The sequence below is a fragment of the Bdellovibrio sp. CKG001 genome, assembly GCF_055397465.1.
On record NZ_AP029173.1, the window covers coordinates 2,909,979 to 2,935,625 of the forward strand.

Sequence of the window (25,647 nt, forward strand, 5' to 3'; positions counted from 1 at the left end):
CCCTTTTAATCTTTAATGCACTATAGCCAGAAAAAACAACCAGGCACCTTTTAGCGTCAGCCGCGCTTAGATGCCGGCTTTGTGGCGTTCTTGGTCGTCGACGTGAGTCAGGATACCGCCTTTTAGGTTTGGACGGTAAGCCAGGTGATTGATGTCGTAGATGAAGTTCGAACCGTTCACACCTGGAGTTTGCCACTCAGGTCCCAAACGGATCGCATCCACTGGACACGCTTCTTCACAGAAACCGCAGAATACGCAGCGAAGAATGTCGATCTCGTAGCTGATCGGGAACTTTTCAACCGTTGGGTCGTTATGTTCCGCCGCCGTGATCTTGATACATTCCGCAGGGCAGTTCGTCGCGCACAACATACAAGCCGTGCAACGCAAAGAACCGTCTTTTTTCACAGTCAGAACGTGATTCCCTTTAAAGCGAGGAGAGTACTCATACTTCTCCTCAGGATAGTTCAGGGTCATCATTTTCTTACGGTTGAACAAGTTCTTCAGCAAGTGCTTCATGGTAACGCCAAGACCACCAAAGATCCCTGGCAAGAACCACTTCGACTTCTCAGAGTTGTTTTGCATTACGCTCATAGACTACCTCTCTTGAACACGAACTCGTTCTTTTTACGAGCTTCCAACGTCACCTGATCTTCACGCTGATTTGTTGGCATGAAAGGACTTACTGTCGTTGGGATAGCCAGATTCTTGCCGACCATCAACAAGGCCGCTTCGGTCAAAGTCAAAGCCTCGGAAACAACTGTCGTTACTTTCTTGAATTTCTGCTCAAGACCCGCATGGTTGATGAAGGTGCCGTCTTTTTCCACGAATGTTTTAGTTGGGATCAACCAAACATTGCCAGTCAAAGCCATCAAAGCATCGTGTTTACCCGCTTGCAGCCAGATCAGGTTGTGAGCTTTGGAAAGCTCTTTCACGCGCTCTGCGAAGTCAGGGAATGCGCCCATGTTTTCAGGACCTGCCACAACCACAGTCTTGATCGCACCGCTGGCAATGCCAGAGGAAAGATCAGACCAAGTCGCTGTGATTCCATGCTTTTCCAAAACCTTCAACAAACCTTTCGTGTTCGGGTTCTTGTCTCCGCGAAGAAGCAAGCCATCGAAGCTGTCGAAGGATTCCTTGTTGTTGATCCAGAAGAAGACCTTCTTCGTTTTGAATTCATTCACGAAAGTGGAAACAATCGCATCGAACTCTTCAACTGTGTACTGAGCTGTCAGAACCAACGCCAAAGAGTCACCTTGAGTGTTCTTCAGAACTTCATGGGCACTCTTCGCTGCCGCCCCTGCTGTCATTTCAGACCAGCCGGAAGCATTGCGAACTTGAGCTTTCAACAGACGGTGTTCACGGTTCACAAACTTGTAGATGTCACGACCTTCATCGCACATCCAGTGACCGTTGACCTGTTCGTTGTAAACCGGCTTCACGCGGAAGAAACCTTCCTTGTTGTAGTAAACTTTTACGTTACAACCTGTAGAGCAGCCGTTACATACAGTTTCAGCATCCTTTAGATACCAAACACGCTGACGGAAACGGAAGTCTTTGGAAGTCAAAGCTCCGACCGGACAGATGTCCACTGTATTCAAAGAGTATTTGTTGTCCAATGGCATGCCATCGTGAGTGCCGATTTCAGTGCGGTCACCACGGTTGAACAGACCCAGTTCGTTGGTTTTGGATACTTCCTCAGTGAAACGCACGCAGCGAGAGCACAGGATACATCTTTCAGAATCCAGAACCACGGTCGGACCCAGATCCACAACCTTGTGTTTCTTCTGCTTGTGCTCGGCCATTTCAGGATCGTACTTGCCGTACTCCATGTACTGGTCTTGCAAGCCGCACTCACCTGCTTGGTCACAGATAGGGCAATCCAACGGGTGATTGATCAAGTGGAAGTCCAAGCCCCACTTCACAGCGTCTTTTACTTTCTCAGACGTGTTGTTGATCTTCATGCCCTCAGTCACCATGGTGTTACATGCGATCTGAACACGTGGATTTCCTTCGATCTCCACCATGCAAAGACGACAAACACCGGCAACACTCAAACCTGGGTGCCAGCAATAGTGAGCGATACGATCGCCAGACTGTTGCATGGCTTCGATGATCGACGTGCCTTCTTTTACTTCGACTTCTTTGCCATTAATGGTGCATTTCGGCATATGTCGTTCCTTTTACCTTAGAGCGTCCTTCGCGAACGTAGAATTCAAACTCATCACGGAATTTAGTTACAAAGCTGAGAACCGGCAAAGCCGCTGCATCGGAAAGCGCGCAGATCGTTTTGCCTTTCATGTTATCAGCCACTTTGATCAACAAATCGATATCCTGCAAACGGCCGCGGCCTTCCAGAATCGAATGAAGGATCTTGTCCAACCAGCCTGTGCCTTCGCGGCAAGGAGTGCACTGACCGCAGGATTCGTGCGCGTAGAAGTGAGTCAAAACACCCAGCATATCCACCATGCACTGAGAATCATCGATCACGATGACGGCACCGGAACCAAGCATTGTGCCCAGACCCGCCAAAGATTCGTAATCCAGATTGGCTTTGGCCACTTCTTCGGCTGTCAGAACCGGAGCGGAAGAACCACCCGGGATAACTGCTTTCAGTTTGCGGCCTGGCTTCATACCGCCGCCCTCTTTCATGATCAAATCCATCAAAGAGTAACCCAGTGGAACTTCATAGTTCCCCGGAGTCATCACGTTACCGGACAATGAGAACAACTTGGTTCCCGCTGACTTTTCAGTTCCGTGTTTGCGATAGGCCTGAGCGCCATCTTTAATGATATAAGTCACCGCTGCCAACGTTTCCACGTTGTTCACGATGGTTGGCTTTTTCAGATAACCTTGAACCGCCGGGAACGGTGGTTTCAACTTCGGCTGACCTTTCAGGCCTTCCAAAGAAGAGATCATTCCTGTTTCCTCACCGCAGATATAAGCGCCTGCGCCACGGTAAACATCCAGATCGAAATCAAAACCAGAACCCAGGATGTTCTTACCCAAAAGACCTGCAGCGTATGCTTCTTTGATCGCTTTGTTCAGGCATTCGATTGGGTAAACGTACTCACCACGAACGTAGATGTAACCTTTGTTGGAACCGATCGCGAAAGCAGAAATGATCATGCCTTCGATCAATTGGTGTGGAGCACGCTCCATCATCATGCGGTCTTTGAATGTTCCAGGCTCACCTTCATCGGCGTTGCAAAGAAGATAACGTGGCTCTCCGTTTTTCGGCAAAAAGCCCCATTTCATTCCTGTCGGGAAACCCGCACCACCGCGACCACGCAATCCCGAAGCTTTCACTTCGTCGATGATCTGCTGAGGTTGCATTTTGAAAGCTTTATGAAGAGTTTCATAACCGCCTTTGGCTTTGTAACCAGCCAAAGTCTGATATTCCGGCAGATGGTAAAACTCTGTAAGCAATTTAACTTCAGACATTATTTCATACCTCTCAGCAGATTCATCGCTGTCTCTGGAGTCAGCTTTTCATGGTAAGTGTCATTCACCTGCATCATCGGCGCAGTTCCGCAGGAACCAAGACATTCAACCTTGGAAACTGTGAAACGACCGTCTGCAGTGACTTCATTGTATTTCACACCCAGTTCATGACAGATGTGGTTTGCCATCTCGCGACCGCCCTCAAGAGCGCAGGAGATGTTCGTGCAAACCTGAACGTGGTACTTACCCACAGGCTTCTGGTTGAACATGGTGTAAAACTTAAAGACTTCATTGATACGCGCCTCTGGAATATCCATCACCTGAGAAAGGTGACGGATAATATCCGGCGTGATGAAGCCGTTGTTTTCTTTTTGAGCAATGTAAAGGCTTGGAATAATAGCGGACTCTTTCGCTTCGTAGCGAGCCAGTTCACTTTTTACTGCAGCCAAGCCAGAATCAGACAATTTAAACATATTCAATATCCTTATCTATCCAGCTCACCAGCAATCAAGTTCATGGAAGCCACCGTTGCAATCGCATCGGCCAACATCGCACCTTTAACCACAGTCGGGAAGGACTGGTAGATTGCAAAGCATGGCGGACGAACTTTCAAACGGTAAGGGTTCGCGGAACCATCGCTGACAAGATAGAAGCCCAACTCTCCATTGGCTGCCTCTGTCGCGTCGTAAACTTCACCCACTGGTGGGCGAAGACCTTTGATGATCAGCATGAAGTGATTCATCAAACCTTCGATGTTGCCGTAAACGTCTTTTTTCTCTGGAAGAACAATTCCCTTGTCGCGGATAGTGTAATCACCACCAGGAACATTTTTGCAGACTTGTTCAATGATACGAACGGACTGACGCATTTCCTCGAAACGAACCAGGTAACGGTCATAGATGTCACCGCTCGTGCCCACTGGAACATCAAAGTCCAAAGCGTCGTAACCATAGTATGGCTGCGCTTTACGCAAATCCAGATTCACACCGCAAGCGCGCAGCATGGGACCTGTGTAACCCCATTGGATCGCGTCTTGAGCAGAAACTGGCAATACGTCACGTGTACGCTGAATGAAGATCTTGTTATCAAGAACCATTCCCGCCATTTCATCGGTGCCACGGCGGATCTCTTTACAAAGAGCCACAACCTCGTCGAACCAACCTTCCGGAGCGTCCTGAGCCATACCACCAATACGAGTCATGGAGACCGTCAAACGGGCCCCACAAAGCTTCTCGAACAAGCCGTAAACTTTTTCACGCATACCGAACATATAGAAGAAGCCCGTCAAAGCTCCCAAGTCCATCGCACCTGTACCCAGGGCAATTGTGTGGTCAATGATACGGGAAAGTTCAGCCAGGATCACACGCATCGCCTGAGCTTTTGGCGGGATTTCCACACCCAAAAGTCTTTCAACCGCTTTGCAGTATCCGATGTTGTTCATCGGAGCAGAGCAGTAGTTCAGACGGTCCGTGTAAGGGATCACCTGGTTGTATGGGTGAGTCTCTGCCATTTTTTCGAAGCAGCGGTGCAGGTAACCGATCTCGTTGTTACAACGAACGATCGTTTCCCCGTCCATTTCAGCCATCACACGCAAAGTTCCGTGCATCGCTGTATGGGAAGGACCAATGTTCAATGGAAGATATTTATCATTCAGCACATCACCAGGGGATCCTGGTTCGTTGTTGAAGTGAATCGGCATGGAAGCAGTGCACGCCTGCTGATGGTTGGCATCGTAGTCCTTACGCAAAGGATGACCGACAAACTGATGGTGAGTCAGGATCTTGCGCAGATTCGGGTGACCTTCGAAAATGATTCCGAACATGTCGTACGCTTCACGCTCGAACCAGTCGGCACCACGGTAAGCGGGAATCGCTGTACCGATAGACTCACCCTCGCCCACTTGAGCTTTCACGCGCAAACGGGAGGCATCTTTGGAATTGAACAGGTTGTAGACTACATCGAAGCGTTTTTCACGGCTCGGATAGTCCGCACCACACACGTCCATCAGGAAGTCAAATTGACCGCTTTCACGCAGGAACAACAAGAGCGCCGGAGCGTCTTCCTTAGGAACTTCAATCACGTCATCGCCAACAGCGTGAGTGAACTTGAAGTTCTCAATTTTAAATTTGCCAGCCAGAAGCTGTTTCAGATTTTCAAGCTTATTCATATGGGCTCTTCCAGTTGTCTTTCCAAGGACGAGGTTGATGAGTCGCAATCATACGTTGCAAAGCCATGATACCGTCCATCACCGCTTCTGGTGTCGGAGGGCAACCTGGGATGTAAACGTCAACAGGGATCACCTTATCCACGCCCTGAAGAACGTGATAAGCGCGATAGAAACCACCGGAGCTTGCACAAGCTCCCATGGAGATCACGTATTTAGGCTCCAGCATCTGCTGATAGATGCGCACAATAACCGGTGCCATCTTTTCAGTGATTGTTCCGGCAACGACAAGCAAGTCCGCCTGACGAGGAGAGAAACGAGCCACCTCTGCACCGAAACGAGCCAAGTCATACTTGGGACCCATCACGGACATGAATTCAATACCGCAACAAGCAGTACCGTATGGCATTGGCCACAAAGAGTTTTTTCTTCCCCACGCAACTATGGCGTCTAGTTTTGACGTGAAAGCAAAACCTCGTGACATATCATCTACAGCTTGGGTCCCGGTCATCCCGTCGTGGGATACCAAGCCCTGCACTTGATCGTTGTGCATAAATACACCTCTGCAATTTCATTTAGCTATCATTAAGTAGTTACTGAAAAACCGTAATCCTGACAACTAGATATGTATTATGGGACGCTCCACGGATTTCTTCAACGCACCTTTCCAAAGTGGGCCAAATGAAATTGATTCTCCTGTCGTTTAACCACAGACTTTAGACTCAACAAATTTAGGAGAAAACTCACATGAGGAAGATGGCATTGTACGTTGCTTCGGCCCTTCTTGCGGTGGCAGGTTTGTCTGGCGAAATGGCTTTGGCGAATCCGAAAACCCAAGATTTGCTTATTAAACTGGCACCAGGCTTCGTAGAATTGGAAATTCAAGGCGCAAAAGTCGAAAAACTGAGCGAATCATGGGTTCGTGTTCAAGCTCCCCGCCGTATGAGCCTTCTGTCCTTGGAGAAAAATCCAGCCGTCGAGTACATCCAACCGAACTATAAAGTCTCTTTGCTAGAAGACTATCGTATTGAAGACCCTCTGCGCCGTGCCGCTTTGGCCAAGATGCTTTCTAGAAATCCTCAGCTTCGCGCGGCTGCTCGCCAAGACAACCCAGCGATTCCTGACGCTCCGCAAACAACAACTGGTGCTGATCCTTTGTTCAGTAAACAATGGGGCATGCTGGACATCGGTGTGGTGGATGCCTGGAAAGTGACCAAAGGAAACCCTGAAATGGTCGTGGCCGTGATCGACACGGGCGTGGACTACACTCACGAAGACCTGCTGCCGAATCTATGGAGAAACGCTGGCGAAATCCCGAACAACGGCATCGATGACGACAACAACGGTTATATTGACGACGTCATCGGCTGGGACTTTGTCGGAAATGACAATAAGCCCTATGACCTTGCTGTGGATACCCTGGATGGCTTGTTCAAAGGTGGAAACCCTGGCCACGGAACTCACTGTGCCGGCAACGTCGCCGCACGTGGCGACAATGGGTTGGGTATTGCGGGTGTGGCTCCGAACGTGAAAATCATGTCTTTGCGTTTCATCGGCATGACTGGCGGCGGAACAACAGCTGATGCGATCAAATCCATTCGCTACGCCGTGGATAACGGTGCGAAAATCATGAACAACTCCTGGGGCTCTGAAGGTGAAGAACCGGGTGCTCCAGAAAATCAGGCTTTGCGCGACGCTGTTCAATACGCTCAAGACAAAGGTGTTCTATTTGTAGCGGCAGCGGGCAACGGCCACAGAGGTGTGGGCTACGATAACGACACCGACAAGCTTCCGGCTTATCCCGCCTCTTATGATCACGACATCATCATTTCTGTTGCGGCATTGGATTCTTCCGACCGCTTGGGCTCTTTCTCAAACTGGGGCCGCCGCACAGTGGATATCGGAGCACCCGGCGTGAAAGTTTTCTCGACTGTGGTTGCACAAGGTTACAGCGACACGGTGATTGACAAGTTCGGCTTCAAAGCCACATGGGATGGCACCTCCATGGCAGCCCCTCATGTTGCTGGAGCCGCCGCACTTTACTGGTCAGCGCACCCGGAAAAGACATGGCAGGAAGTCAAAGCTGCCATCATCGGATCTGCCAGAAAGATCCCGGCCCTGGAAAACAAATCTGTTTCCGGCGGTAAACTGGATGTTAAATCTTTGATGAATTACTAAGACGATCAAGCCCGGTGAAAACCGGGCTTTTTTTTGATTTGTTCACCTCTGCCAAATGGCAACTTTCGAAGTGATCAATTTTAAGTTTGCAGCATCTTAATTTGTAAATCTCCTCTTCTTCCCAAACAGTAGAACGTGCAATCAACTGAAAGGATCTGTATGCGCATTCTACTTTACTCTGCTATTGCGACCTCTTTCGTGGCGAGCTCCGCCTTCGCCGCAAAATACGAAATCGACAAGGCCCACACACATGTTTCCTTCACAGCTCCTCACCTGGTGGTTTCCAAAGTCAAAGGACGCTTCCATCAGGTTGCTGGAGCCTTTGATTTCGATGAAACCTCCATGAAACTTCAGGACGTCGATATCACGATCAAGACAGCTTCCCTGAACACCGAAGAGGCCGATCGTGACAAGCACCTGAAAAGCCCGGACTTCTTTGATGTCACCAAATTTCCGGATATGACTTTCAAAAGTACCAAAGTGGAGTACGAAAAAGGAAAGCCCGAAAAAGTGGAAGGCGAGCTGACCATTCGCGGAATCACCAAGAAGGTGACTCTGGACGTCGATTATAAAGGAGCTGTGACAGACCCTTGGGGCAACCGCGTGGTCGCCTTCGATGCGGAAACCAAAGTCAACCGCAAGGATTTCGGCATGACCTGGAATAAGGCCATGGACAAGGGCGGCTTTGTCGTCGGTGATGACATCAAGATTGAGATTGAAGGCGAAGCCAAGCTGGCCTCTTCCGCCGTTCCTAAGAAAAAATAGGGGCCGTTCATGAGCAATTCATCTTTTTCCCATAAAGTGGGGATGGGCTTGCGCCCACCTCATTTTTCTTACCTGGAGCAGCGACCTGTCACCGAAGTCGCGTGGTTCGAGGCACAGACCGAAACATACATTCATACGCAGGGCCGGTCGCTGGAAATGCTGCAAACCATCCGGCAGGACTATCCTTTGGCTCTGCATGGGATCTCGATGAATATAGGATCACCTGAAGGCATTCGTGTGGACTACCTTCAGGGACTGCGCGAGCTGATTGAACGCGTGGAACCTTTCATAGTGTCGGACCACATGTCCTGGAATTCTGTTTCCGGACAGAATCTGCACACTGTTCTGCCACTACCTTTCACCGAAGACAGCTTGGACACCTTGGTCAATAATATCGATTTCGTTCAGAACTTTCTGCGCCGCCCGTTGGTGTTGGAGAATATCTCGACCTACATCAGTTACACCCACAACAATATGAATGAGTGGGATTTCGTCACCGAGGTCAGCCGTCGCTCCGGGTGCGCTCTGCTTTTGGATTTGAATAATGTCTATGTAAATTCCCACAACCAGGGGTTCGATCCCAAATACTACATCAATCACATTCCCCTGGAACGAGTGGCGCAAATTCATCTGTCCGGCCCCAGCAATTACGGTGGACTGCTATACGACAGCCATTCGCAAGAGATCCCCGATCAAGTTTGGGACCTGTTCCGTATGCTGGCCCCGCAGATCCGCCACCTGCCCACTTTGATTGAAAGAAACGAAGACATTCCGAACTTCCGCGAACTGGAAGTCGAAGTGATGAAAGCTGTTCATATACTGGAGAAGTCCTATGAAGCTGAGCGAAATACAGAGTCTGTTTAAACGAAATCTGATGATCCCGGAAGCAGACCCCCGAGAGCTGCACAACCTAAGCCCCGTAGGAAAGCTGACCCTAGAGCAGGCTTTTCAGATCTATCATCGCGGCTATATCAATCGCCTGACACAGTCTTTAAAAGGCACCTTTGAAGCTGTCGCCTGGGTGCTGGGCGAAGCTCTGTTTGCAGAGCTGTGTCGGCATTATATAGAAGCACAACCGTCTGTATCCTACAATCTGGCTGTCTATGGTGAAACTTTCCCGGGTTTTATAAAAGATTCGGCCACCACCAAAGGAATCTCTTTCTTGTCTGATTTGGCACGCTTTGAATGGACCTATAAAGAAGTGTTGGAGGCTCCGACACCAGAACCTTTACCCATCGAGCAAATTCGAGAACTGTTAAGTCAGGAGGACGTTCACATCGGAATGATTGAAGGAATGCGAGTCTTCAGCAGCGAGTATTCTGTTCAGGATATCTGGAAATGCCGCAAAGATCCGGCCTACATGTTCGAAGATATCAACTGGTCCGTACCCGAACATCTTTTGATCTACAAAAAACAACAGCGCGTGCTGACACAGCGACTTTCCAAGGCCGAGGCCGTCATTCTTCAGGAACTGCAGGAAGGCGCTTCATTGGCTGAGGCTTTCAGTCATCATGCCAATGAGTTGAGCCCTGAGAAAATCACTTCTCTTATCGAAATGATGATGAGAACTGGAATTATCGCCGACGTGACGCCGGCGGAATCCTATTGAGCCTTGGCCGATTTTCCAATCACCTCGGTCGCCATGCTGGTGACCATCTGTTGCAAGGTGCTGGCTTGGGCCGACATTTCTTCGGATGTCGCGGCAGTTTCCTCTGCCGCGGCCGAAAATGCCTGGGTTTGCCGCTCTAATGAACCCATGGCCTCGTGAATGGAACGAATACCTTCAGACTGATGTGCTGTCGTTTCTGAGATCTCCTGATTCAGGAGGTTCACTTTCTGAACGGAGCTGACAATTCCATCCAGAACCTGGTCGCTTTTTTCCGCCAGTTGCAAAGAAACTTCCATTTGCGTCACATTATTGGTGATCACTGTTTTAACTTCCTTGGCTGCTTCGGCAGACTTCAACGCCAAAGAGCGTACCGCCTCTGCAACAACAGCGAAGCCCTTCCCTTGCTCTCCTGCCCGGGCGGCCTCCACGGCGGCATTGAGAGCCAGCAGATTTGTCTGGAAGGCGATGTCGTCGATAATGTTCATAGCCGAAGTGATTTCTTCAGAGATCTTGGCCATGACATTGATGGATTCAATCAGGCGCTTGACCTCCTGCGCCCCTTGCGAGGCTCCCTGCTCAGAATTTTTTGCAAGTTCGGCAGCTTCACGGGCCCGCCCCTGATTGGCCTGAACGATGTCATTCAGACTTTTTATAGAGCTTAGAGTTTCTTCAATACGAGCCGCAGATTCCACCGCCCCTTGCGCCACATTTTGTCCGGCGCTGGAAAGCATATTGGATGCCTCCAGAACCTGTTGACTGGCACCGTGAGTTTCATTCACCGTGCGAGCCAGGAAGTTCATCAGGCGACCCGCAAAGACAAAGAACAGACCAAACGCCAAAACAAAGGCCGCAGAAAAACCAATCAACACCTTATTGCGAAACGAAGAGATGGCCGCCTCGACGTCATCCACATAGACGCCGCTGCCGACCACCCACTGCCACGGAGCGAAGTTGCGCACAAAGCTGATTTTCGGCTCCGGATTTGGCGAACCAGGTTTGGGCCACAAATAAGGCACAAACCCTTCTCCTTCCTTGGCCTTGGCTTTTTCAGCGAAGGCTACGAACAAACGAAACCCGTTGGGGTCTTTAAAATCACTCAGGTCTTTGCCGTTGAGTTCAGGCTTAAAAGGATGCATTAACATCGTTGGATGCAAATCATTAATCCAGAAGTATTCATTGCCGTTATAACGAAGTTTGGAAACTGCCAGCAAAGCCTGCTTTTGTGCTTCTTCCACGGAAAGTACTTTTTGCTCTGACAACTCATGATAGTGAGCCAGAACTTTCGAGGCGATATCCACCGTGCTACGAATGGCCACACGACGATCCTCGTACATGCTTTCACGCACCAAAGGCAGTACATAAAACAGGACTATAGCCCAGAGCGGAATTAGCGCCGCAATCAAAAGGGCCAGGGTTTTATAACGATAGCTGCGTGTTTTCCAAAGGCGATTCAGCATAGACTCATACTCCTGGGGTAGACCGTCAGGAGACTCTTCGGAAGACTTAATAGTTACTGAATATATCTCAACGGTTTATGAGGAAGATTTTGGATCCCATATGACCCAAATCAGTCCGTTCCGCCACCTTCGCCTGGGTTTCTCCGGGTATTCACCCCCGGAGGTATGATCTCATCTCCGAACAACGACTGTTCAGAAGGATAGCGTCGAGAGTATGCTATCAGGTCCTTGTGATAGGACAGCAGGATGCTGCCATTTTGAAGAATATTGATCAGGTACTGCACATGCTCCAGTCCCACGGCAAAACACCCTTCGCTCCACCCCAAGCGCCCATTGCGCAGAATAAAGTCCTCGCTGACATAGGTCGCCCCGTGCAGAACGATATTGCGAATGCGAGAGTTGTTGTTCGATCGATCGATACCATCCAGATAAAGGGAAAGTCCGTTCTTGCTACTTAGATAAGTTCCCTTGGCATAGTAAAATCCCAGGGAGCTTTTCCAGGAATCCGGCAGATTTGAAAAGCTGCGCGTTTCTAAAATTCCGGAACGAATCCCGTGGGCCACATGGAAACGTTCAACACGCCCGCTTCGCAGATTCAGCAAATAAAGACGCTTTTCCACAGAGGGCCGGGAGTAATCCACCAGCACGGCATAATCGGTGTTAGGAATGCGCCCTTCATTGTAGTCAAACATGCGAAAAATCAGATCCAACGGTTCACGAGGCACATACTGCTCCAGCAAGACATCAAATAGCAGTCGTCCACCAGCCACACGACGGTTGTACATGGACTCGGCATAACTGGAGGAGGCGAAGAACATCGTCACAAACGCAAGAACAACCAGAACACCTGAGATGAGTTTTGAGTGATTTTTTTCCGAGTAATTCATTCCTCCACTGTCGAGGCAGAAGCAATCATCGGCAAATTAAGAATCAGAAAGAGTCGGACGAGGGCCAAGGGATATAGGGAACATCCTGACAGACAATCGGCAAAGCATCGGCTTGCAAAGGAGCCGCCGCTGCATCAATTTCAGCAGATTCCTGAAGAAGAAGTATGTGCGATCTCAAAACAATACGGGAAAGATATTCACTCGACACTTTGTTCAGAGCCTTGGACTTTGCCGCATGCACTGGTGTCAAAGCGGCCATGCGACGAATAGATTCCAGAATGTGTTTCACCATGCAGTTGTACCGGGGCTTTTGATCCAGCTCTTTGATCTGCGCATCTGCAAAGTGCGCCAAGGTCCCATAGGCTTTGGCTTTGTAAAGTTCCAGAAGTCGATCTTTGATACCTTCCACATCCGGACGACGATAATTGTGCAAAGAATCTTTACCGTCAGGATGGCGCGCCTGGAATTTCGGAGTCTCTGACATGGAAATAAAATCCTGACACAAAATGGGAATACCAGCCGCCTGATAAGGGGCGGCCCAGGCATCCGCAAACGGCACAGCCACGACAAGCTTGCGCTCCATCCAGATTAATTTGTCAGAAACAATTTTGCTTTTGCCGTTGGAAAGACGCGCATACAAGGGCTTGCGCTCTTGATTCAGATCCATCGCCTCACGAATGTGTTCAGACAAGCAAGGTCGCACATCCCGAAGCCCAGCCCCAGCCGCCACAGGCAATAAAGAAAGACCCAGCAATGAAAGCAAAGTCACCAAAATCCGCATGAGAAGCTATATACCACACCCCACGTTCCCCCTGAGTCAAAGGAACGCCCCCATGAAAAAAAGCCCCACCCGTCAAATCCCTAAACAAGCGAGTTGGGCCAAAGGCCCCAACAAGCCAAAAGCGAGCTGCCAAAGGCAGCAAGCCCTCGCCCCCACCAGCGAGCTGCCAAAGGCAGCAAGCCCTCTCCCTCACCAGCGAGCTGCCAAAGGCAGCAAGCCCACCCACAACCGGGAACCAAGGTCGGTCAAAACGGTCCATATCCAAGGCGGAGGGGTCCCGCTGAAGCGGAGGCGTGCTCCAAGCACGTCGGAGCGAAAGCGGTCCCCCGACAACGCAGGAGATGGGCCGTTTTCACCGACCGCCCTAGTCTTTTTTCTTGATGGCTCCCATGTAGGAATACTGCCACGGCCTAAACGCCAGCAAAACCCCCGTATCCACCACCGATACATTGTGCTCGATTTCGTAGCGGGACTCTTCCTGCATATCCATCATCAGGCGTTCCAGTTTGGCTTTGTATTTGGCCAGCGTGGGCGTGCTGATCTTAATCAGGGTGAAGCGAATATAGTCTTCCGGACGGAAATCATAATTCAGATAGTTGGATTTGGTTTGATCAAACAGAGCTTTCCCGACAGGCCCATCCCGGCGGAAGCGCAAAAAGCCCTGACGTTTCAGCTTCACTTTGTCGCGTGGATGCAGTTCGATCAGATTCAGACGATCCAGCTGGAACAGATATTTTTTCGATTCGGAACTGGGAATCTGATATTCCTTTTCAATCTTCAGCGGCGTTTTTCCTTCCTGCAACATCATATAGTAATGCAGCAGGCGCGCATTTTCCGCCAAAGCCTTTTCCTGCTCATCACTGAGGATCATTGGCTGGTTGGCCTCCTCCAAATTCGCGGACTTGACGATCTCAGAAAAGCTCAGGTCCGCAATGCGGCAGATCTCTTCCAGCCTTTCAAGGCTGAGACTTTTGCTGGAAAGGATTCTTTTAACGCTAGACTCACTCAAGTCCAGCGCCTTAGCGAGATCTCTATATAGAATGTTCTTCGCTTTTAAGGATCGTTTTAAGGCATTCAAAAACTGGTCAACTTGTGACATCTCAACCTCCAAAACCAGAGTATCGTATATCAATACCTCAAGCAAGGGTATTGAATATTAGGACCACTTTGCCGATCCTAGGAATAACAAAAGGAGGTCCGCAATGAACTTTCTTAGGACTATTTTCGCTCGTTTGACTGAACAAAGACCGTTCTTTTACGGCTGGGAACAACGGGCCTTTGAACGACGCCAGGAGCAAACCTTCGGCTCAGCCCAAACTTCTTGCAGACTCTGGAAGGATTAAATACAGTCCTTCCTTGAATGCAAACTGCAGCCGACAACAATCTCCTCTATAAGCGTCCTCTTTGGTATTATATCAAAAACAATCCCCGAGCCTTCGGCTTGGGGATGCTTTTTCTTCTGCTCACCAATGCTCTGGACGGGGTTTATCCTCTGATCATGAAGGCCGCCATCGATCAGATCGAAAGCCAGGCTCCGCTGAGCGCGATCGGCAAAACTTGTTTTGTTTTCCTAGCGATCATGAGCGGGCTGGCGATCACTCGCTACGGTTGGCGTGCGCACTTCGGTCGCTTCCATACCTTTGCAGCAGAGCACATTCGCCAAAAGATCTTCCGACATATCACTTCTTTAGGACCGAACTTCTTCCACAAAAATCCCGTGGGCGAGCTGATGAGCTTGCTGACCAACGACGTTCAGTCCTTCCGCCAGGCGATCGGCCCCGGCCTGCTGATTCTGGCTGACGGTATCATCATCATCTGTGTGAATCTGCCGATCATGATGTCGCTGAATTGGGACTGGACGTGGAAGACCCTGATCTTCCTGCCCATCGTTCCCTTCCTGATCTGGAAGGTCATGCGCCTGATTCATGCCAACTATAAGATCCAGCAGGACCGGTTCTCTGAACTGACAGGTGTGGCGCAGGAAACCGTGGGCGGCATCCGCGTGATCAAAAGTTTCGCTCAGGAAAAAAACCGCACCGAACTTTTCAATGGCGTCAGTGCCGCCTTCGAAAAAGCCTGCAACAAGGTGGCCCGCGTGGACTCTTACTTCATCCCGGTGATGGAGTTTGGTGTGACCTCAGGAAGTGTTATTTTACTTTTCGTTGCCAAGGATGATCTGTATTCAGGTGCGGTGACCCTGGGGACCTTCTTTGCCTTCCATCGCTACATTCAGAAAATGGTGTGGCCGATGACTGCTCTGGGCATGGGCTTTTCCAACTTCCAAAAAGGCTATGCCTCTTTCGACCGTATCAAGGGAGTTCTGCAAACAGAAACAGACATTCCTGACCAGGGCACGGTGGCAATCGAAAAGTTCAACTCCCTGGAATTTAAAAATGTTTCCTTCAAACACCAGGACAGTTCTGTCTATGCCCTGAAGAATGTGTCGTTCACCCTTCACGCTGGCGAAAGCCTGGGGATTATGGGCCCTGTGGGGGCTGGCAAGACGACCCTGCTGCATTTGCTGACACGGATGTACCCACTGAATGAAGGACAGATTCTGGTCAATGGCCATCCTATTGAATCCGTGACTCAGGAATCCTTGCGGCGCACCTTCCTGCTGGTTCCGCAAGAGGCCTTCTTGTTCAGCGAAAGCGTGTCTGAGAATTTAAGCTTCGGTCTTGCCGAAAAGGCCCCGGATCTGGAAATCCAGCGCATGACAGAAATGGTGGACTTGACCAAAGAAATTGAATCCCTGCCACATAAGTTTGAATCACAACTGGGTGAACGTGGGGTGAATCTTTCCGGCGGACAAAAACAACGCCTGACCATTGCCCGTGGAATTATCATGAAAACACCGGTGCTGGTGCTGGATGACTCCTTAAGTGCGGTGGACACTCGCACTGAAAAAGCCATTGAACAGGAGCTTCGAAAGAATCACAGTGGCATGAGCCGCATTATCGTGGCCCACCGTCTGTCGTCGCTAAAAGGGGTTGATCGCCTGCTGATTCTGAAAGACGGCCAGGTCGAAGCCTGTGGCACTTTTGACCAGGTTCTGGCAACAAGCCCGACCTTCCAAAAAACCGTTCAGATTCAAGGACAGGGGGAACATCATGAATGATAATTTCATGAACGAAGACCTGGTAAAAACCAAGGTAACTTATCCAGTCCTCTTTAAAAGGCTTTGGCCGTATGCCCGTCGGGAAAAAATTCTGTTGTTTTCGGCCATCTTCGCGGTCGCTGGCGGCGCCACTGTGGCTCGTCTGATCCCCGCGTTGATCGGGTATGCCATCGACCACGGTGTGAAGGATAAGAACTACGAGGTCTTCACCAATGTGGCCTATGCCTATCTGGCACTGGAAGTGATGCGTTCGCTGTTTTCGTTTGGGAATGCCTATCTGTTCCAGTTGTTCGGAAATCGCATGCTTTTCCATCTGCGCGAAGATCTGATGAACCACGTGCAGCGCCTGCCTTTGCAGTTTTTCAACAAAACCCCCACCGGTCGTATTGTCACCCGTCTTACCAATGACGTCATGTCATTAGGAGAGCTTTTCACCGAAGGTGTCATTTCTGTCTTCACAAATGCCGTGATGATCGCTTCTGTCGTTATCGCGCTTTCTTTGATTTCCTGGAAGCTGACTGTCGTGTCCCTGTTCCTGGCGCCGCTGTTTATCTGGGCGTCCTTTTATCTATCCAATAAAATTCGCGAGATTCTTCGCGAGCAGAAAAAGAAACTGTCCCTGATCAATGCATTCCTGGCAGAAAACCTCAATGGCATCAAGGTGGTGCAGCTGTACAACCGGGTCACAAAAAATCGGGCCAAGTTCGCCGAATTGTCGACAGATTATCGCGACACCAACATGCGCTCGATCAAAGCCTATGCCCTGATGCAGCCGATTATGAATTTGTTCAATGCGGTGACGATCACTTCGGCTTTGTACTTTGGCGGATTCCTGAGTGCGCAGAACTCGATTGCGATTGGTTCCTTGGTGGCTTTCCTGATGAACATTCAGGACTTCATCCCTCCCTTACGCGAAATTCTGGAAAAGTATCAACAGTTCCAAAACTCCCTGACCAGTGCCGAGCGTATCTTTACTTTGATGGATGAACCCAAAGAATTCGAGATTGAACAGCTGACCAGCCCGGGGGCTTTGCGTGGCGAGCTGGAAATTCGCAATTTGAACTTCCAGTACGAAAGCCATTTGCCTCTGGTACTGAAGAACATCAGCTTGAACATCAAAGCCGGAGAGTCCATCGCACTGGTGGGTCGTACCGGCAGCGGCAAGTCCACATTTATCTCCTTACTGCAAAGATTCTATGATGCTCCGGAAAAGACGATCTTTGTAGACGGCATTGCCCTGGAAAGAATCCAGCGCGAGGAAATCCGCCATCACGTCGGCGTGGTACAGCAGGACAACTTTATCTTCCGCGGGACGGTTCGTGACAATATCGGACTGGGGGATCCTCGCATCAGCGAAGAACAAATCCAACAGGCCTGCGACAAAACGGGCTACAGCCAACTGCTGTCGCGTACCGGGCGGGATCTTTCAAGCCCTGTGGCCGAACGTGGCTCCAATCTTTCCGTGGGCGAGCGTCAGCTGATCGCCTTTGCACGCATTCTGGCGTTCAATCCGGACATTCTAATTCTGGATGAAGCCACGGCCAATATTGATTCTGAAAGTGAGCACATCATCCAGGAAGCCACGAAAGAAATCACGCGCGGGCGCACCAGTATCATTATTGCCCACCGTCTTTCAACGATTCAGCAATGCGACCGGATTGTGGTTTTGAATCAGGGGGAAATCGCGGAAGTGGGCTCTCACGAAGAACTTATGAAAGCCCAGGGAATGTACTATCAGTTCGCTTCTCTGGGTTTGAAGTCCACCTTGATGGATGCATCGGCCGCCGGGACCGCCGATCCATAGAAGCGAATGGAGTTGGAGGCCTCCAGATAATCCCAGCCGTTCTGGGAGCTGCGCGGGACCTTCTGACCATTGATCGTCACCACGATGGATTCAATCACCGGCAGCTTGGAAAGCTTAAAGTCCGTCAGAATCTGGAAGATGCGGGCGCGAATGTTGGATACCGATGATGCCAGGTTCGTGCTGCAGATGGATTCTTTCACCCCGCCTGACACATCGGCAAGACCAATATAGCTTAATCCCGCAGAAGCAAAGTCATTAAAGGTCTTGCACTGTGAGGTCAGACTGAGCACACCGATAAAACTGAACATCCACGATCTGCTGCCGTCCACCCATGGAGTTTTAATACTGTCCAGGAAGTTTGTGTAATAGGAAATACCGGCTGAAGAGTTGGACTTACTAAAGTCATCTTCATCCGATAGTGCCACGACCACCAAGAGTGCGTCGTCCCGGAAGAAGCCCTTGCCTTCATTGGCCAGATAGCCGGACGAAAGAGCTCGTTCCATGGACTCCAATCCTCGCTCCAGATTGCTTCCTGCCTCACCCACGATCATGCGGGCCTTCAGGTTGTTAATCAGATCAGGTGTTTTGGAGGTCACATACTTGGGAGTTCCAATAAAGCGTCCCCCATCCGGATTGTCGCCTCCCATACTGGTGGTCACCACGGCCATGTGATAATCCATCTTCAGGGAATTCAGTTTTGTCACAAGATCCGGGATCTGATCGCTTAAGCGCTGCTGATGTTTCAGCATGGAGGTGGAATTATCCACGATCCAAAGAATGTCGACTTTGTTGTTATAAGTGATGCTTTGACCGAAATTGTCCTGAGAAGGCGGCAAATCGAACGCCACATTCTGTTCACAGGCCATCAGCAAAACCGATGAGATTGCCAGAAGTGAAAGTCGAAAATCCATTTTCATCATGGGACATCCTCTCAAAGGCCGCTTTTATGCAGCCTTCGTCGTAAAGTTCTTGATAGATTCGCGAGCGGACTGACTTAGCGTTGTGAATTTCACACCGTACTTCACCGGCTCCACCGCACTGCTGCCGTCTTTAACATACTGTTTGCTCACGATCTGGCAGACAGCATTGAAGGGCGGAACCCCATCCCCCGGCTGAAAATGCAGGAACAACGACTGTCCGGGCTGCAGGTTCGGACTGTCAATCAAGACACCGGCACCGCCAGCACTGATTTCCAGCGCCTGACCGCGGAAAACGGTTTTATTGTTATGCACGATCAAAGAAGCGCCATAAGACGCGCGCACATGACGACGGCGGAAAAAGATTTCTGCCACATCGGCTTCTTTGGAATCTTTCATCACACGGATTTTTTCCGGAGCGAAGTCTTCCACTTCGGCAACCCTTTTCCACGCAGGAAGCTTCGAGTGCCAGATATAGTCGTATTCAAACAGTGCCTTTTCCTGAAGCATCTGAATCAGCTCTAACTGACAGAAAGGACCGTAGTTGTTGCCTTCCTTCAGGACGAACCATTCTTTGTCTTTCAGAAGATGCTTGTTCAAAGAAACGGCCGGAGTCGATTGGGGACGAGTTGCCGGCTTTTGCGCCAGTTTGGCTGAAAATTCAGGATGCTCGAGCAACATCACCCACTCACCCATGGATTCATCATAGATATAATCAGTCCATTGATTTTCTTGGGACTCAATCTTTTTCAGGACCGTCTCAAGATTGAACGGACCAATATGAGTGCCATTGTTAGAAAGATAATACTGTTTTGCCATGCTCTCGTTACTCCTTGAGAGGTCTATCGGCACAAACAGGACCTGACTTAACTGTAGGAAATTAGACAATTTGTTGGAAATTTGTTTGAAGAATTTTGTCGAAATTGTCGACAAGTAACTAAGTTAAAGGGTTCCTCATGCTTTCCCGACAAGATTGCTACCACTTAAGAAATTGGCCCTTTAAACCGAATAGAGTTTATGGTTTTTATACAGAAGAGAGAAATGAAACAGCGTAAAAACATCCTGATCGTGGATAACAACTGTGAGCTCGAGCAACTGGTGAAAGAGCCGTTGTTGAAGCAACTTGAAAACTCAGGTGTTGCTCCGGTTGTTGTGCGCGCAAAAGATGGTGCCGAGGCCGCAATTAAATCCGAAAATCAGAAGTTCGACATGGTTCTGATTGACACTGAAGTTCCACGTTTGATGGACGGTGGGTTCGTGTACGGAATACATACTTATAAAAACACACAGGACGCGAATCTGATCGTGGTTTCGCAGAAGGATGCGGCGGACCTTCCGGAAAGCCTGCGCTCCTCACGCTTTTTCAAAAAGCCCGTGTCCCCTACCGAGCTTATTGATGCCATGATCACCGTGCTCAATGCCGAACATCATGGCACTGCTGCACGTGAACCTGCGACGACTGCGGCAGCACAAAAATATGCCGTGGATGTGCGCGTGATCAATGCCGTGATCAAGGCGACAACTCATGTCCTGGGTCAGTTTGGCTGTGCGGATGTTAAAATGGAAAAGGCCGGACCGAAATCTCCTCACGATCCGCTGATGGGGGAAGTGTCTTCCATCGTCGAGATTCGCAGTCAGGCCTTCCAGGGGCATTTGTGTATTTCTTTTGATAAAGGCAGTTTTCTGGAAGTGGTTTCCAGCATGTTGATGGAAGAACAAACCGAATTGACCCCGGACAACCAGGATGCCGTCGGTGAAATCAATAATATTATTTTCGGCAATGCCAAGGCGGAAATAAGTTCCTATGGCGTTCAGATGACCGTCCCTAAAGTCATACTTGGCGCGGGTCAGACGGTCCCCTGCCCTCAGGGATCCGCAGGAATGATGATTCCCTTCGCCACCGGCAAAGGGAAATTCTATATCACCGTTGTTGCACTTCCGATGGCAAAAGTCGCTTAATCCAATCCGACGGCCTGCTTCCATTCGGCGGTAGGCTCGACAAGTTTTCTTTCTTTCATATCAAACAGCCCGAACGTAAACACCGCTTCGCTGGCGACAGTTCCGTCTTCTTTAACCATTTGCTGTTTCATCTGACCAATTTTGCCTTTATAGCCCAGGACTTCCAAAGTGATCGTGATTGTTTCACGCAACAGAACTTCACGCAGGAACTTCAGGTTCACCTCAAGAATCACCGGCCCCTGCTTCAGACGTTGAATGTCCCTGAACCCAAAACCGCGTGCCGTGATGGCCTCCCAACGAGCCTCTTCATACAATGCCAGATAAGTGGCGTTGTTCATGTGCCCCAGAGAGTCCACATGATGTTCCTTGATCACGACTTTATATGAATTCAGCGCTGACATAATACGTCTCCTTACTTCAAGGCTTCGCGGATGTAGGCTGAGGCCTGATCCAGGGCCCACACCACGACGGCAATCACCACAATGATGCAACCCACTTCACGCCACATGGCCTGCCCTTGATACTGCACCAACATGGTTCCAATACCACCACCGCCTACAAGGCCGATGATCGTCGCCATCCGAACATTAATGTCCCAGCGATAGACCGTAAAAGAAATATAAGGCAAAAGCACCTGAGGAACAATCGCATACCAAATCGTCTGAAGTTTATTGGCTCCCGTGGATTCAATGGCCTCAATCGGCCCCTCTTCGACGGATTCCACCATCTCAGAGTACTGTTTGGCCAGTGAAGCCACCGAGTGAATCATCAACGCCAGCATTCCGGCAAAGGGGCCAATCCCAACCCACACAGAAAAAATAATGGCCCAGATCAGGGCTTCAATCGAACGTGTCACATTCAGAAAAGTTCGCAGGACAAAGTACACACCCCTGGCAAAAGTCCCCTGCATGATATTCTTGGCGCACAGAAAACTTAAGGCAAACGCCACCGGGATTGCCAGACTGGTGGCCAAAAAAGCCATGAAGATGGTCTCAATAATATTTAAAACAGCACGTGGTAACACATCCCAGTTGGGATTCAAAAGTCCCTGAAAAAGCCGAACCGCCCCCGCAAATCCCTGCTGATCAAACAGCTCGATGAACGAAAATTCCGTCTTCACCACTGCGACAACAAAGGCCGCCCCCAGGGACGTCACCAACTGCCACTTCCAAAATAGCTGATACCACGGACGCTCCTCGACCTCAGGTTGCGCCCATGGCCCAAACAATGCGGCCCCTAAAGTATTCACATGCCGTCCGGCAAGAACCAGACTTAAAGCACATCCCACGGCAAAAAACGTCAGGATCCAAACACTGACCATTCCCAACTGCAGCAACTGTTCTTCACCGGGAGCCAACACAGCAGCAGCCAGTGCCGAGAACAGAAAGCCAAAGATCACCCCATCAAAGATCGTTCGGCGCAACATCCTGTGCCCCTTCTCCGTAAATACGGCGGAACCATTCCTCGGTGATTTCATCGGGTCGTCCCCGGAAAACAATTTCACCATCCTTCAAGGCAACGACCCTGGTGGCATACTTACGAACCAACGACAGAAAATGCAGATTCGCAATAACCGTAATTCCCAGCTCCTGATTGATTTTGCGCAGATAATCCATCACCACGTGACAGGTGGCCGGATCCAAAGAAGACACGGGCTCATCTGCCAGCAACAGGACGGGCTTCTGTGTCAGTGCGCGTGCAATGGCCACACGCTGCTTCTGCCCCCCGGACAGCTGATCCGCGCGAAGCAGGGCTTTGTCGGCAATTCCCACCAGACGCAAATTATCCAGCGCCAGCTTCTTTTCTTCGGCTGAAAAGACACCCCAAAAACTTTGCCACAAGGACTTGTCGGCCAAACGTCCCATCATCACATTCTTTAGAACGCTTTGACGGGGAATCAAATTGAAGTGCTGAAAGATCATCGCCATTTGCCTGCGGACTTCACGAACATCTCTGGGGTCTTGCATTTGACTGACGTCCCGGCCCTGAAAAAAGATCTTTCCCGAGGTGGGCTCCTGCAGACGATTCAGACATCGCAACAAGGTTGATTTTCCCGAACCGCTCAGACCGATGATAACCAGAAATTCGCCCTGCTGCACCTCAAGATCAACATTCTTTAAAGCCTGCACACCGTTGGAATAAGTTTTGGAAAGCTGCTCGACACGCAGTAAAGTTTCTGACACAAATCACTTCCCCTCGGGGGCCAACTGGCGAAGCATTTCGCGAACAGTGTCATAATCGCTGTCCGTTGCTTTTTTCAGATTGGTTGCACCCAACATCAGATCCAATGCCTTCTTTCCTTCCGGAGTGGCCGTAAACTGCAGTAAGGTATCAACAATCTTTTCTTTCATTTCCTCGGGCATTTCCTTACGAAAGGCGATCGGGTCATTGGGGATGGGCTCCGACAGCTCAATGATTTTCACTTTCTGCTCGACATCGGGATACTGAGTCTTCACCAGGCGGCGCGCATCTTCGATCTGTCCGTTTTGAGGCGGGCTGTAATAGGTCGCTCCGGCGTCCACCTGCCCTTGATAGATCATGGTCACCACAGAATCATGTTTCATCGCAAAGACGGTTTCTTTGGGCTCCACCTTCAGATCCTTTAACGTTTTCAGCGGCAACAGATAACCGGACGTGGAAGCCGGATCCACAAAGGCCACTTTCTTGCCATTGAGATCCTTCAGAGTTTTTATTTTGCCGTCAGCACGAGCCAGGAACTGAGACTGATAAGTTGCCGACCCATAACGAATAACCGTTAAACGTGCCTCGGCCCCATACTTTTTATGGGCCATATAGTAGCCGTAAGTGTTAATGGCCGCGACATCCGCGCGATGGGTGCCAAAAGATTCAACCACCGCAACAAAGTTCTGCGGAATCGTGATCTGAAACTTATAAGGTGTGTGTGCCTCAAGATACTCTTTCAGGACCTTGGAGTTGTCCGTCAACACCTTGGCGTCCACTGCGGGCACCAGATGAAACTTGATTGGATTTTCCGGCTTGCCCAGAATGTCTTTTTTTAAGTGACATCCACTCAGAATCGACCCCATCAGGACCACAACTAGAAAGAAAATCCTCATGCTGATTGCCTCCACCATTCATTATAGAAAAGACCCGGTGACGAGCAAGAAACTCTTTGATTTCACTGGACTTGCCCAAGCCGCCCACTGTACATTGGCCCCATATGTTAGAGCAGATTCTTGTCAATATTCAGGACCTTTCCAGTCAGGGAAAAACCAGTCTTGTTGTCTTCGACCTCGACTCCACACTTTTTGATGTCAGTCCCCGTCTGGAAAAAATTCTTCTGGATTTCGCAGCCTCTCCGCTGAATCAAAAACGTTTCCCTGAACAAGTGACGTTGCTAAAAAATATCAAAACCCTGCGTTCTGACTGGGGTATTGTCGGTGCGTTGACTCGTGCGGGCCTGGATGGCCATCATCAGGACTTCCAGGAGGCTGTTCGTGCCTATTGGCAGAAGAGTTTCTTTTCCAACCACTACCTGCAGTTTGATGAGCCCTATGAAGGGGCCGTGGACTTCGTCAATGCTGTCAGCCGGGCCGGTGCGCATGTGGCCTACCTGACGGGTCGTGATGTGGAAAGAATGGGTGGAAGTTCCGGCGAAATTCTGGAGCAATGGGGTTTCCCTTTACACGAAAAAGCCGAGCTTGTTTTGAAACCTCATCGCAGCATGGACGATGCTCAGTTCAAGACAGACTGGTTCATCGCCGCGGAAAAGAAAAATTATGAAACAATCTATTTCTTTGAAAATGAGCCTGTGAACCTGGTGCACCTGGCTCAACACTGTCCCAAAGTTCAGATGATTTTCTTTGAAAGCACTCACGCTGGCAAGGCAGAGCCACCAGAAGATCTGCCGCGAATCATGAACTTTCTGTTGAATCAAAAGGAGTCCTGATGCTGTACGTGGTTGCCACTCCGATCGGAGATGTCAGTGAGATTTCCCTGCGGGCTCTGGAAGTCCTGAAAAACTGCGATGTCGTGATCTGCGAAAGCACCAAAGAGGCCTCCAAACTTCTGCGGGCCCATGGCATCTCTGGAAAAACCTACGAAGTGCTGGATGAACATTCCACCCCTGAAGACAAAGCGGCTCTTGTTCCTTTATGCGCTGACAAAAATGTGGCTCTGGTGTCTGATTGCGGGACACCAGGCTTCTGCGATCCGGGCGCCGATCTTGTGCGTCTGTGTCGCCAAAAGAATGTTCCGGTAAAATCTGTGCTTGGCGCCTCGGCCCTGATGGGACTTTTATCTTTGAGTGGTCAGCGTATCGATGAATTTGTTTTTCGTGGATTTTTGCCTGCGGAAAATGAGGCTCGGGCGCGGGCCTTGAAAGAGCTGACCAAGGAAAAGCGTGCCATCATTGTGATGGACACACCCTACCGTCTTAAGAAAACTCTTAACGACATGAAAGATCATTTTTCCCAACGTCGCTTTTTGCTGACCATGAATCTTTCACAGGAAGAAGAAGTGGTCCTTGAAGGCTCTATCGACAAACTGATAGCGGGGCTTCGGGCCGACAAAGCCGAGTTCATGCTTTTGATTTATCCGGTTTAGA

The 25,647-nt window shown here is 49.9% G+C and carries 25 protein-coding genes; 9 read left to right on the forward strand and 16 right to left on the reverse strand.

The window, feature by feature from the left end; genetic code table 11:
* Positions 1 to 66: 66 nt before the first annotated feature.
* Genes ACZ50P_RS13765 through ACZ50P_RS13790 form a run of 6 tightly spaced genes read right to left on the reverse strand, consistent with a single transcriptional unit; the run spans position 67 to position 6,089 of the window.
* Complete coding sequence (locus ACZ50P_RS13765) at positions 67 to 591, reverse strand: NuoI/complex I 23 kDa subunit family protein (RefSeq protein WP_464118259.1); 525 nt, start codon at positions 589 to 591, stop codon at positions 67 to 69.
* Positions 588 to 2,168: an NADH-quinone oxidoreductase subunit G gene (locus ACZ50P_RS13770; RefSeq protein ID WP_464118260.1), complete on the reverse strand. Its 1,581-nt coding sequence runs from the start codon at positions 2,166 to 2,168 to the stop codon at positions 588 to 590. The genes ACZ50P_RS13765 and ACZ50P_RS13770 overlap by 4 nt, the downstream gene beginning before the upstream one ends.
* Positions 2,149 to 3,441 carry an NADH-quinone oxidoreductase subunit NuoF gene (gene nuoF, locus ACZ50P_RS13775; RefSeq protein ID WP_464131801.1) on the reverse strand — a complete coding sequence of 431 codons (1,293 nt, stop codon included), beginning with the start codon at positions 3,439 to 3,441 and terminating at the stop codon, positions 2,149 to 2,151. The genes ACZ50P_RS13770 and nuoF overlap by 20 nt, the downstream gene beginning before the upstream one ends.
* Entirely contained in the window at positions 3,441 to 3,914 is a 474-nt protein-coding gene (locus tag ACZ50P_RS13780) for a complex I 24 kDa subunit family protein (protein ID WP_464118262.1), read from the reverse strand. The genes nuoF and ACZ50P_RS13780 overlap by 1 nt, the downstream gene beginning before the upstream one ends.
* Before the next feature lie 11 nt (positions 3,915 to 3,925).
* Positions 3,926 to 5,608: an NADH dehydrogenase (quinone) subunit D gene (nuoD, locus tag ACZ50P_RS13785; RefSeq protein ID WP_464131803.1), complete on the reverse strand. Its 1,683-nt coding sequence runs from the start codon at positions 5,606 to 5,608 to the stop codon at positions 3,926 to 3,928.
* Positions 5,601 to 6,089 (reverse strand): NADH-quinone oxidoreductase subunit B, encoded by a 489-nt coding sequence (locus ACZ50P_RS13790; protein ID WP_464121429.1) that lies wholly within the window; start codon positions 6,087 to 6,089, stop codon positions 5,601 to 5,603. Before ACZ50P_RS13790 ends, nuoD begins: the two co-directional genes overlap by 8 nt.
* A 263-nt stretch (positions 6,090 to 6,352) precedes the next feature.
* Here ACZ50P_RS13790 and ACZ50P_RS13795 point away from each other — a divergent pair, with 263 nt between their 5' ends.
* The 4 genes from ACZ50P_RS13795 (at position 6,353) to ACZ50P_RS13810 (ending at position 10,157) form a co-directional block, all read left to right on the forward strand.
* Positions 6,353 to 7,783: a S8 family peptidase gene (locus ACZ50P_RS13795; RefSeq protein WP_464131805.1), complete on the forward strand. Its 1,431-nt coding sequence runs from the start codon at positions 6,353 to 6,355 to the stop codon at positions 7,781 to 7,783.
* A 159-nt stretch (positions 7,784 to 7,942) separates the two neighbouring features.
* Complete coding sequence (locus ACZ50P_RS13800; protein WP_464131807.1) at positions 7,943 to 8,548, forward strand: YceI family protein; 606 nt, start codon at positions 7,943 to 7,945, stop codon at positions 8,546 to 8,548.
* A gap of 9 nt (positions 8,549 to 8,557) precedes the next feature.
* Positions 8,558 to 9,412, forward strand: coding sequence for an MbnB/TglH/ChrH family RiPP precursor modification enzyme (locus tag ACZ50P_RS13805; RefSeq protein WP_464131809.1), 855 nt, complete (start codon positions 8,558 to 8,560; stop codon positions 9,410 to 9,412).
* A complete protein-coding gene (locus ACZ50P_RS13810) occupies positions 9,381 to 10,157 on the forward strand; it encodes an HvfC/BufC family peptide modification chaperone (protein WP_464131811.1) in 777 nt (258 codons plus the stop codon). Before ACZ50P_RS13805 ends, ACZ50P_RS13810 begins: the two co-directional genes overlap by 32 nt.
* Here the strand turns inward: ACZ50P_RS13810 and ACZ50P_RS13815 are convergent.
* The 4 genes from ACZ50P_RS13815 to ACZ50P_RS13830 all read right to left on the reverse strand — a co-directional run bounded on the left by ACZ50P_RS13815 (position 10,151) and on the right by ACZ50P_RS13830 (position 14,381).
* A complete protein-coding gene (locus tag ACZ50P_RS13815; RefSeq protein WP_464131813.1) occupies positions 10,151 to 11,614 on the reverse strand; it encodes a cache domain-containing protein in 1,464 nt (487 codons plus the stop codon). The two genes, ACZ50P_RS13810 and ACZ50P_RS13815, sit on opposite strands and share 7 nt — an antisense overlap.
* A gap of 110 nt (positions 11,615 to 11,724) precedes the next feature.
* The gene (locus ACZ50P_RS13820; RefSeq protein ID WP_464131815.1) at positions 11,725 to 12,501 is read right to left on the reverse strand and encodes a murein L,D-transpeptidase catalytic domain family protein; all 777 of its coding nucleotides are present in this window, start codon (positions 12,499 to 12,501) and stop codon (positions 11,725 to 11,727) included.
* Between the two features lie 43 nt (positions 12,502 to 12,544).
* On the reverse strand, positions 12,545 to 13,282 hold the full coding sequence (locus ACZ50P_RS13825; RefSeq protein ID WP_464131817.1) for a hypothetical protein: 738 nt from the start codon (positions 13,280 to 13,282) through the stop codon (positions 12,545 to 12,547).
* A 364-nt stretch (positions 13,283 to 13,646) separates the two neighbouring features.
* Complete coding sequence (locus ACZ50P_RS13830; RefSeq protein WP_464131819.1) at positions 13,647 to 14,381, reverse strand: helix-turn-helix domain-containing protein; 735 nt, start codon at positions 14,379 to 14,381, stop codon at positions 13,647 to 13,649.
* A 261-nt stretch (positions 14,382 to 14,642) separates the two neighbouring features.
* Here ACZ50P_RS13830 and ACZ50P_RS13835 point away from each other — a divergent pair, with 261 nt between their 5' ends.
* Both ACZ50P_RS13835 and ACZ50P_RS13840 read left to right on the forward strand, forming a co-directional pair.
* Complete coding sequence (locus ACZ50P_RS13835; RefSeq protein WP_464131821.1) at positions 14,643 to 16,400, forward strand: ABC transporter ATP-binding protein; 1,758 nt, start codon at positions 14,643 to 14,645, stop codon at positions 16,398 to 16,400.
* The gene (locus ACZ50P_RS13840; RefSeq protein ID WP_464118273.1) at positions 16,393 to 18,204 is read left to right on the forward strand and encodes an ABC transporter ATP-binding protein; all 1,812 of its coding nucleotides are present in this window, start codon (positions 16,393 to 16,395) and stop codon (positions 18,202 to 18,204) included. Before ACZ50P_RS13835 ends, ACZ50P_RS13840 begins: the two co-directional genes overlap by 8 nt.
* On the opposite strand, the gene ACZ50P_RS13845 is transcribed toward ACZ50P_RS13840, so the two are convergent.
* Positions 18,135 to 19,124, reverse strand: coding sequence for a hypothetical protein (locus ACZ50P_RS13845; protein WP_464118274.1), 990 nt, complete (start codon positions 19,122 to 19,124; stop codon positions 18,135 to 18,137). The genes ACZ50P_RS13840 and ACZ50P_RS13845 overlap by 70 nt on opposite strands.
* Before the next feature lie 24 nt (positions 19,125 to 19,148).
* Entirely contained in the window at positions 19,149 to 19,940 is a 792-nt protein-coding gene (locus ACZ50P_RS13850) for a GYF domain-containing protein (RefSeq protein ID WP_464131823.1), read from the reverse strand.
* A gap of 222 nt (positions 19,941 to 20,162) precedes the next feature.
* Here ACZ50P_RS13850 and ACZ50P_RS13855 point away from each other — a divergent pair, with 222 nt between their 5' ends.
* Entirely contained in the window at positions 20,163 to 21,080 is a 918-nt protein-coding gene (locus tag ACZ50P_RS13855; RefSeq protein WP_464131825.1) for a chemotaxis protein CheX, read from the forward strand.
* On the opposite strand, the gene ACZ50P_RS13860 is transcribed toward ACZ50P_RS13855, so the two are convergent.
* Genes ACZ50P_RS13860 through ACZ50P_RS13875 form a run of 4 tightly spaced genes read right to left on the reverse strand, consistent with a single transcriptional unit; the run spans position 21,077 to position 24,157 of the window.
* On the reverse strand, positions 21,077 to 21,481 hold the full coding sequence (locus tag ACZ50P_RS13860; protein WP_464118277.1) for an acyl-CoA thioesterase: 405 nt from the start codon (positions 21,479 to 21,481) through the stop codon (positions 21,077 to 21,079). The genes ACZ50P_RS13855 and ACZ50P_RS13860 overlap by 4 nt on opposite strands.
* An 11-nt stretch (positions 21,482 to 21,492) precedes the next feature.
* On the reverse strand, positions 21,493 to 22,506 hold the full coding sequence (gene phnE / locus ACZ50P_RS13865) for a phosphonate ABC transporter, permease protein PhnE (RefSeq protein ID WP_464131827.1): 1,014 nt from the start codon (positions 22,504 to 22,506) through the stop codon (positions 21,493 to 21,495).
* Positions 22,484 to 23,263, reverse strand: a complete 780-nt coding sequence (gene phnC / locus ACZ50P_RS13870) for a phosphonate ABC transporter ATP-binding protein (RefSeq protein WP_464131829.1) — start codon at positions 23,261 to 23,263, stop codon at positions 22,484 to 22,486. The genes phnE and phnC overlap by 23 nt, the downstream gene beginning before the upstream one ends.
* Positions 23,264 to 23,266: 3 nt before the next feature.
* Positions 23,267 to 24,157 (reverse strand): phosphate/phosphite/phosphonate ABC transporter substrate-binding protein, encoded by an 891-nt coding sequence (locus ACZ50P_RS13875; protein ID WP_464131831.1) that lies wholly within the window; start codon positions 24,155 to 24,157, stop codon positions 23,267 to 23,269.
* Positions 24,158 to 24,261: 104 nt separating this feature from the next.
* On the opposite strand from ACZ50P_RS13875, the gene ACZ50P_RS13880 reads away from it, so the two are divergent.
* Together ACZ50P_RS13880 and rsmI are read left to right on the forward strand one after the other, a co-directional pair.
* Positions 24,262 to 24,990 (forward strand): HAD family hydrolase, encoded by a 729-nt coding sequence (locus tag ACZ50P_RS13880; RefSeq protein WP_464118281.1) that lies wholly within the window; start codon positions 24,262 to 24,264, stop codon positions 24,988 to 24,990.
* Complete coding sequence (gene rsmI, locus ACZ50P_RS13885) at positions 24,990 to 25,646, forward strand: 16S rRNA (cytidine(1402)-2'-O)-methyltransferase (protein WP_464131833.1); 657 nt, start codon at positions 24,990 to 24,992, stop codon at positions 25,644 to 25,646. Before ACZ50P_RS13880 ends, rsmI begins: the two co-directional genes overlap by 1 nt.
* Position 25,647 lies beyond the last annotated feature (1 nt).

Bases quoted from the DNA above. Each gene is read 5' to 3' on its own strand.
- ACZ50P_RS13820 (WP_464131815.1), bottom strand. From the start codon at position 12,501: ATGAATTACTCGGAAAAAAATCACTCAAAACTCATCTCAGGTGTTCTG.
- ACZ50P_RS13825 (WP_464131817.1), bottom strand. From the start codon at position 13,282: ATGCGGATTTTGGTGACTTTGCTTTCATTGCTGGGTCTTTCTTTATTG.
- nuoD (WP_464131803.1), bottom strand. From the start codon at position 5,608: ATGAATAAGCTTGAAAATCTGAAACAGCTTCTGGCTGGCAAATTTAAA.
- ACZ50P_RS13850 (WP_464131823.1), bottom strand. From the start codon at position 19,940: ATGGCAAAACAGTATTATCTTTCTAACAATGGCACTCATATTGGTCCG.
- ACZ50P_RS13765 (WP_464118259.1), bottom strand. From the start codon at position 591: ATGAGCGTAATGCAAAACAACTCTGAGAAGTCGAAGTGGTTCTTGCCA.
- ACZ50P_RS13805 (WP_464131809.1), top strand. From the start codon at position 8,558: ATGAGCAATTCATCTTTTTCCCATAAAGTGGGGATGGGCTTGCGCCCA.
- ACZ50P_RS13790 (WP_464121429.1), bottom strand. From the start codon at position 6,089: ATGTCACGAGGTTTTGCTTTCACGTCAAAACTAGACGCCATAGTTGCG.
- nuoF (WP_464131801.1), bottom strand. From the start codon at position 3,441: ATGTCTGAAGTTAAATTGCTTACAGAGTTTTACCATCTGCCGGAATAT.
- ACZ50P_RS13880 (WP_464118281.1), top strand. From the start codon at position 24,262: ATGTTAGAGCAGATTCTTGTCAATATTCAGGACCTTTCCAGTCAGGGA.
- ACZ50P_RS13795 (WP_464131805.1), top strand. From the start codon at position 6,353: ATGAGGAAGATGGCATTGTACGTTGCTTCGGCCCTTCTTGCGGTGGCA.
- ACZ50P_RS13860 (WP_464118277.1), bottom strand. From the start codon at position 21,481: ATGTCAGCGCTGAATTCATATAAAGTCGTGATCAAGGAACATCATGTG.
- ACZ50P_RS13845 (WP_464118274.1), bottom strand. From the start codon at position 19,124: ATGATGAAAATGGATTTTCGACTTTCACTTCTGGCAATCTCATCGGTT.
- ACZ50P_RS13780 (WP_464118262.1), bottom strand. From the start codon at position 3,914: ATGTTTAAATTGTCTGATTCTGGCTTGGCTGCAGTAAAAAGTGAACTG.
- ACZ50P_RS13815 (WP_464131813.1), bottom strand. From the start codon at position 11,614: ATGCTGAATCGCCTTTGGAAAACACGCAGCTATCGTTATAAAACCCTG.
- ACZ50P_RS13830 (WP_464131819.1), bottom strand. From the start codon at position 14,381: ATGTCACAAGTTGACCAGTTTTTGAATGCCTTAAAACGATCCTTAAAA.
- rsmI (WP_464131833.1), top strand. From the start codon at position 24,990: ATGCTGTACGTGGTTGCCACTCCGATCGGAGATGTCAGTGAGATTTCC.
- ACZ50P_RS13840 (WP_464118273.1), top strand. From the start codon at position 16,393: ATGAATGATAATTTCATGAACGAAGACCTGGTAAAAACCAAGGTAACT.
- ACZ50P_RS13835 (WP_464131821.1), top strand. From the start codon at position 14,643: ATGCAAACTGCAGCCGACAACAATCTCCTCTATAAGCGTCCTCTTTGG.
- ACZ50P_RS13875 (WP_464131831.1), bottom strand. From the start codon at position 24,157: ATGAGGATTTTCTTTCTAGTTGTGGTCCTGATGGGGTCGATTCTGAGT.
- ACZ50P_RS13800 (WP_464131807.1), top strand. From the start codon at position 7,943: ATGCGCATTCTACTTTACTCTGCTATTGCGACCTCTTTCGTGGCGAGC.
- ACZ50P_RS13770 (WP_464118260.1), bottom strand. From the start codon at position 2,168: ATGCCGAAATGCACCATTAATGGCAAAGAAGTCGAAGTAAAAGAAGGC.
- ACZ50P_RS13810 (WP_464131811.1), top strand. From the start codon at position 9,381: ATGAAGCTGAGCGAAATACAGAGTCTGTTTAAACGAAATCTGATGATC.
- ACZ50P_RS13855 (WP_464131825.1), top strand. From the start codon at position 20,163: ATGAAACAGCGTAAAAACATCCTGATCGTGGATAACAACTGTGAGCTC.
- phnE (WP_464131827.1), bottom strand. From the start codon at position 22,506: ATGTTGCGCCGAACGATCTTTGATGGGGTGATCTTTGGCTTTCTGTTC.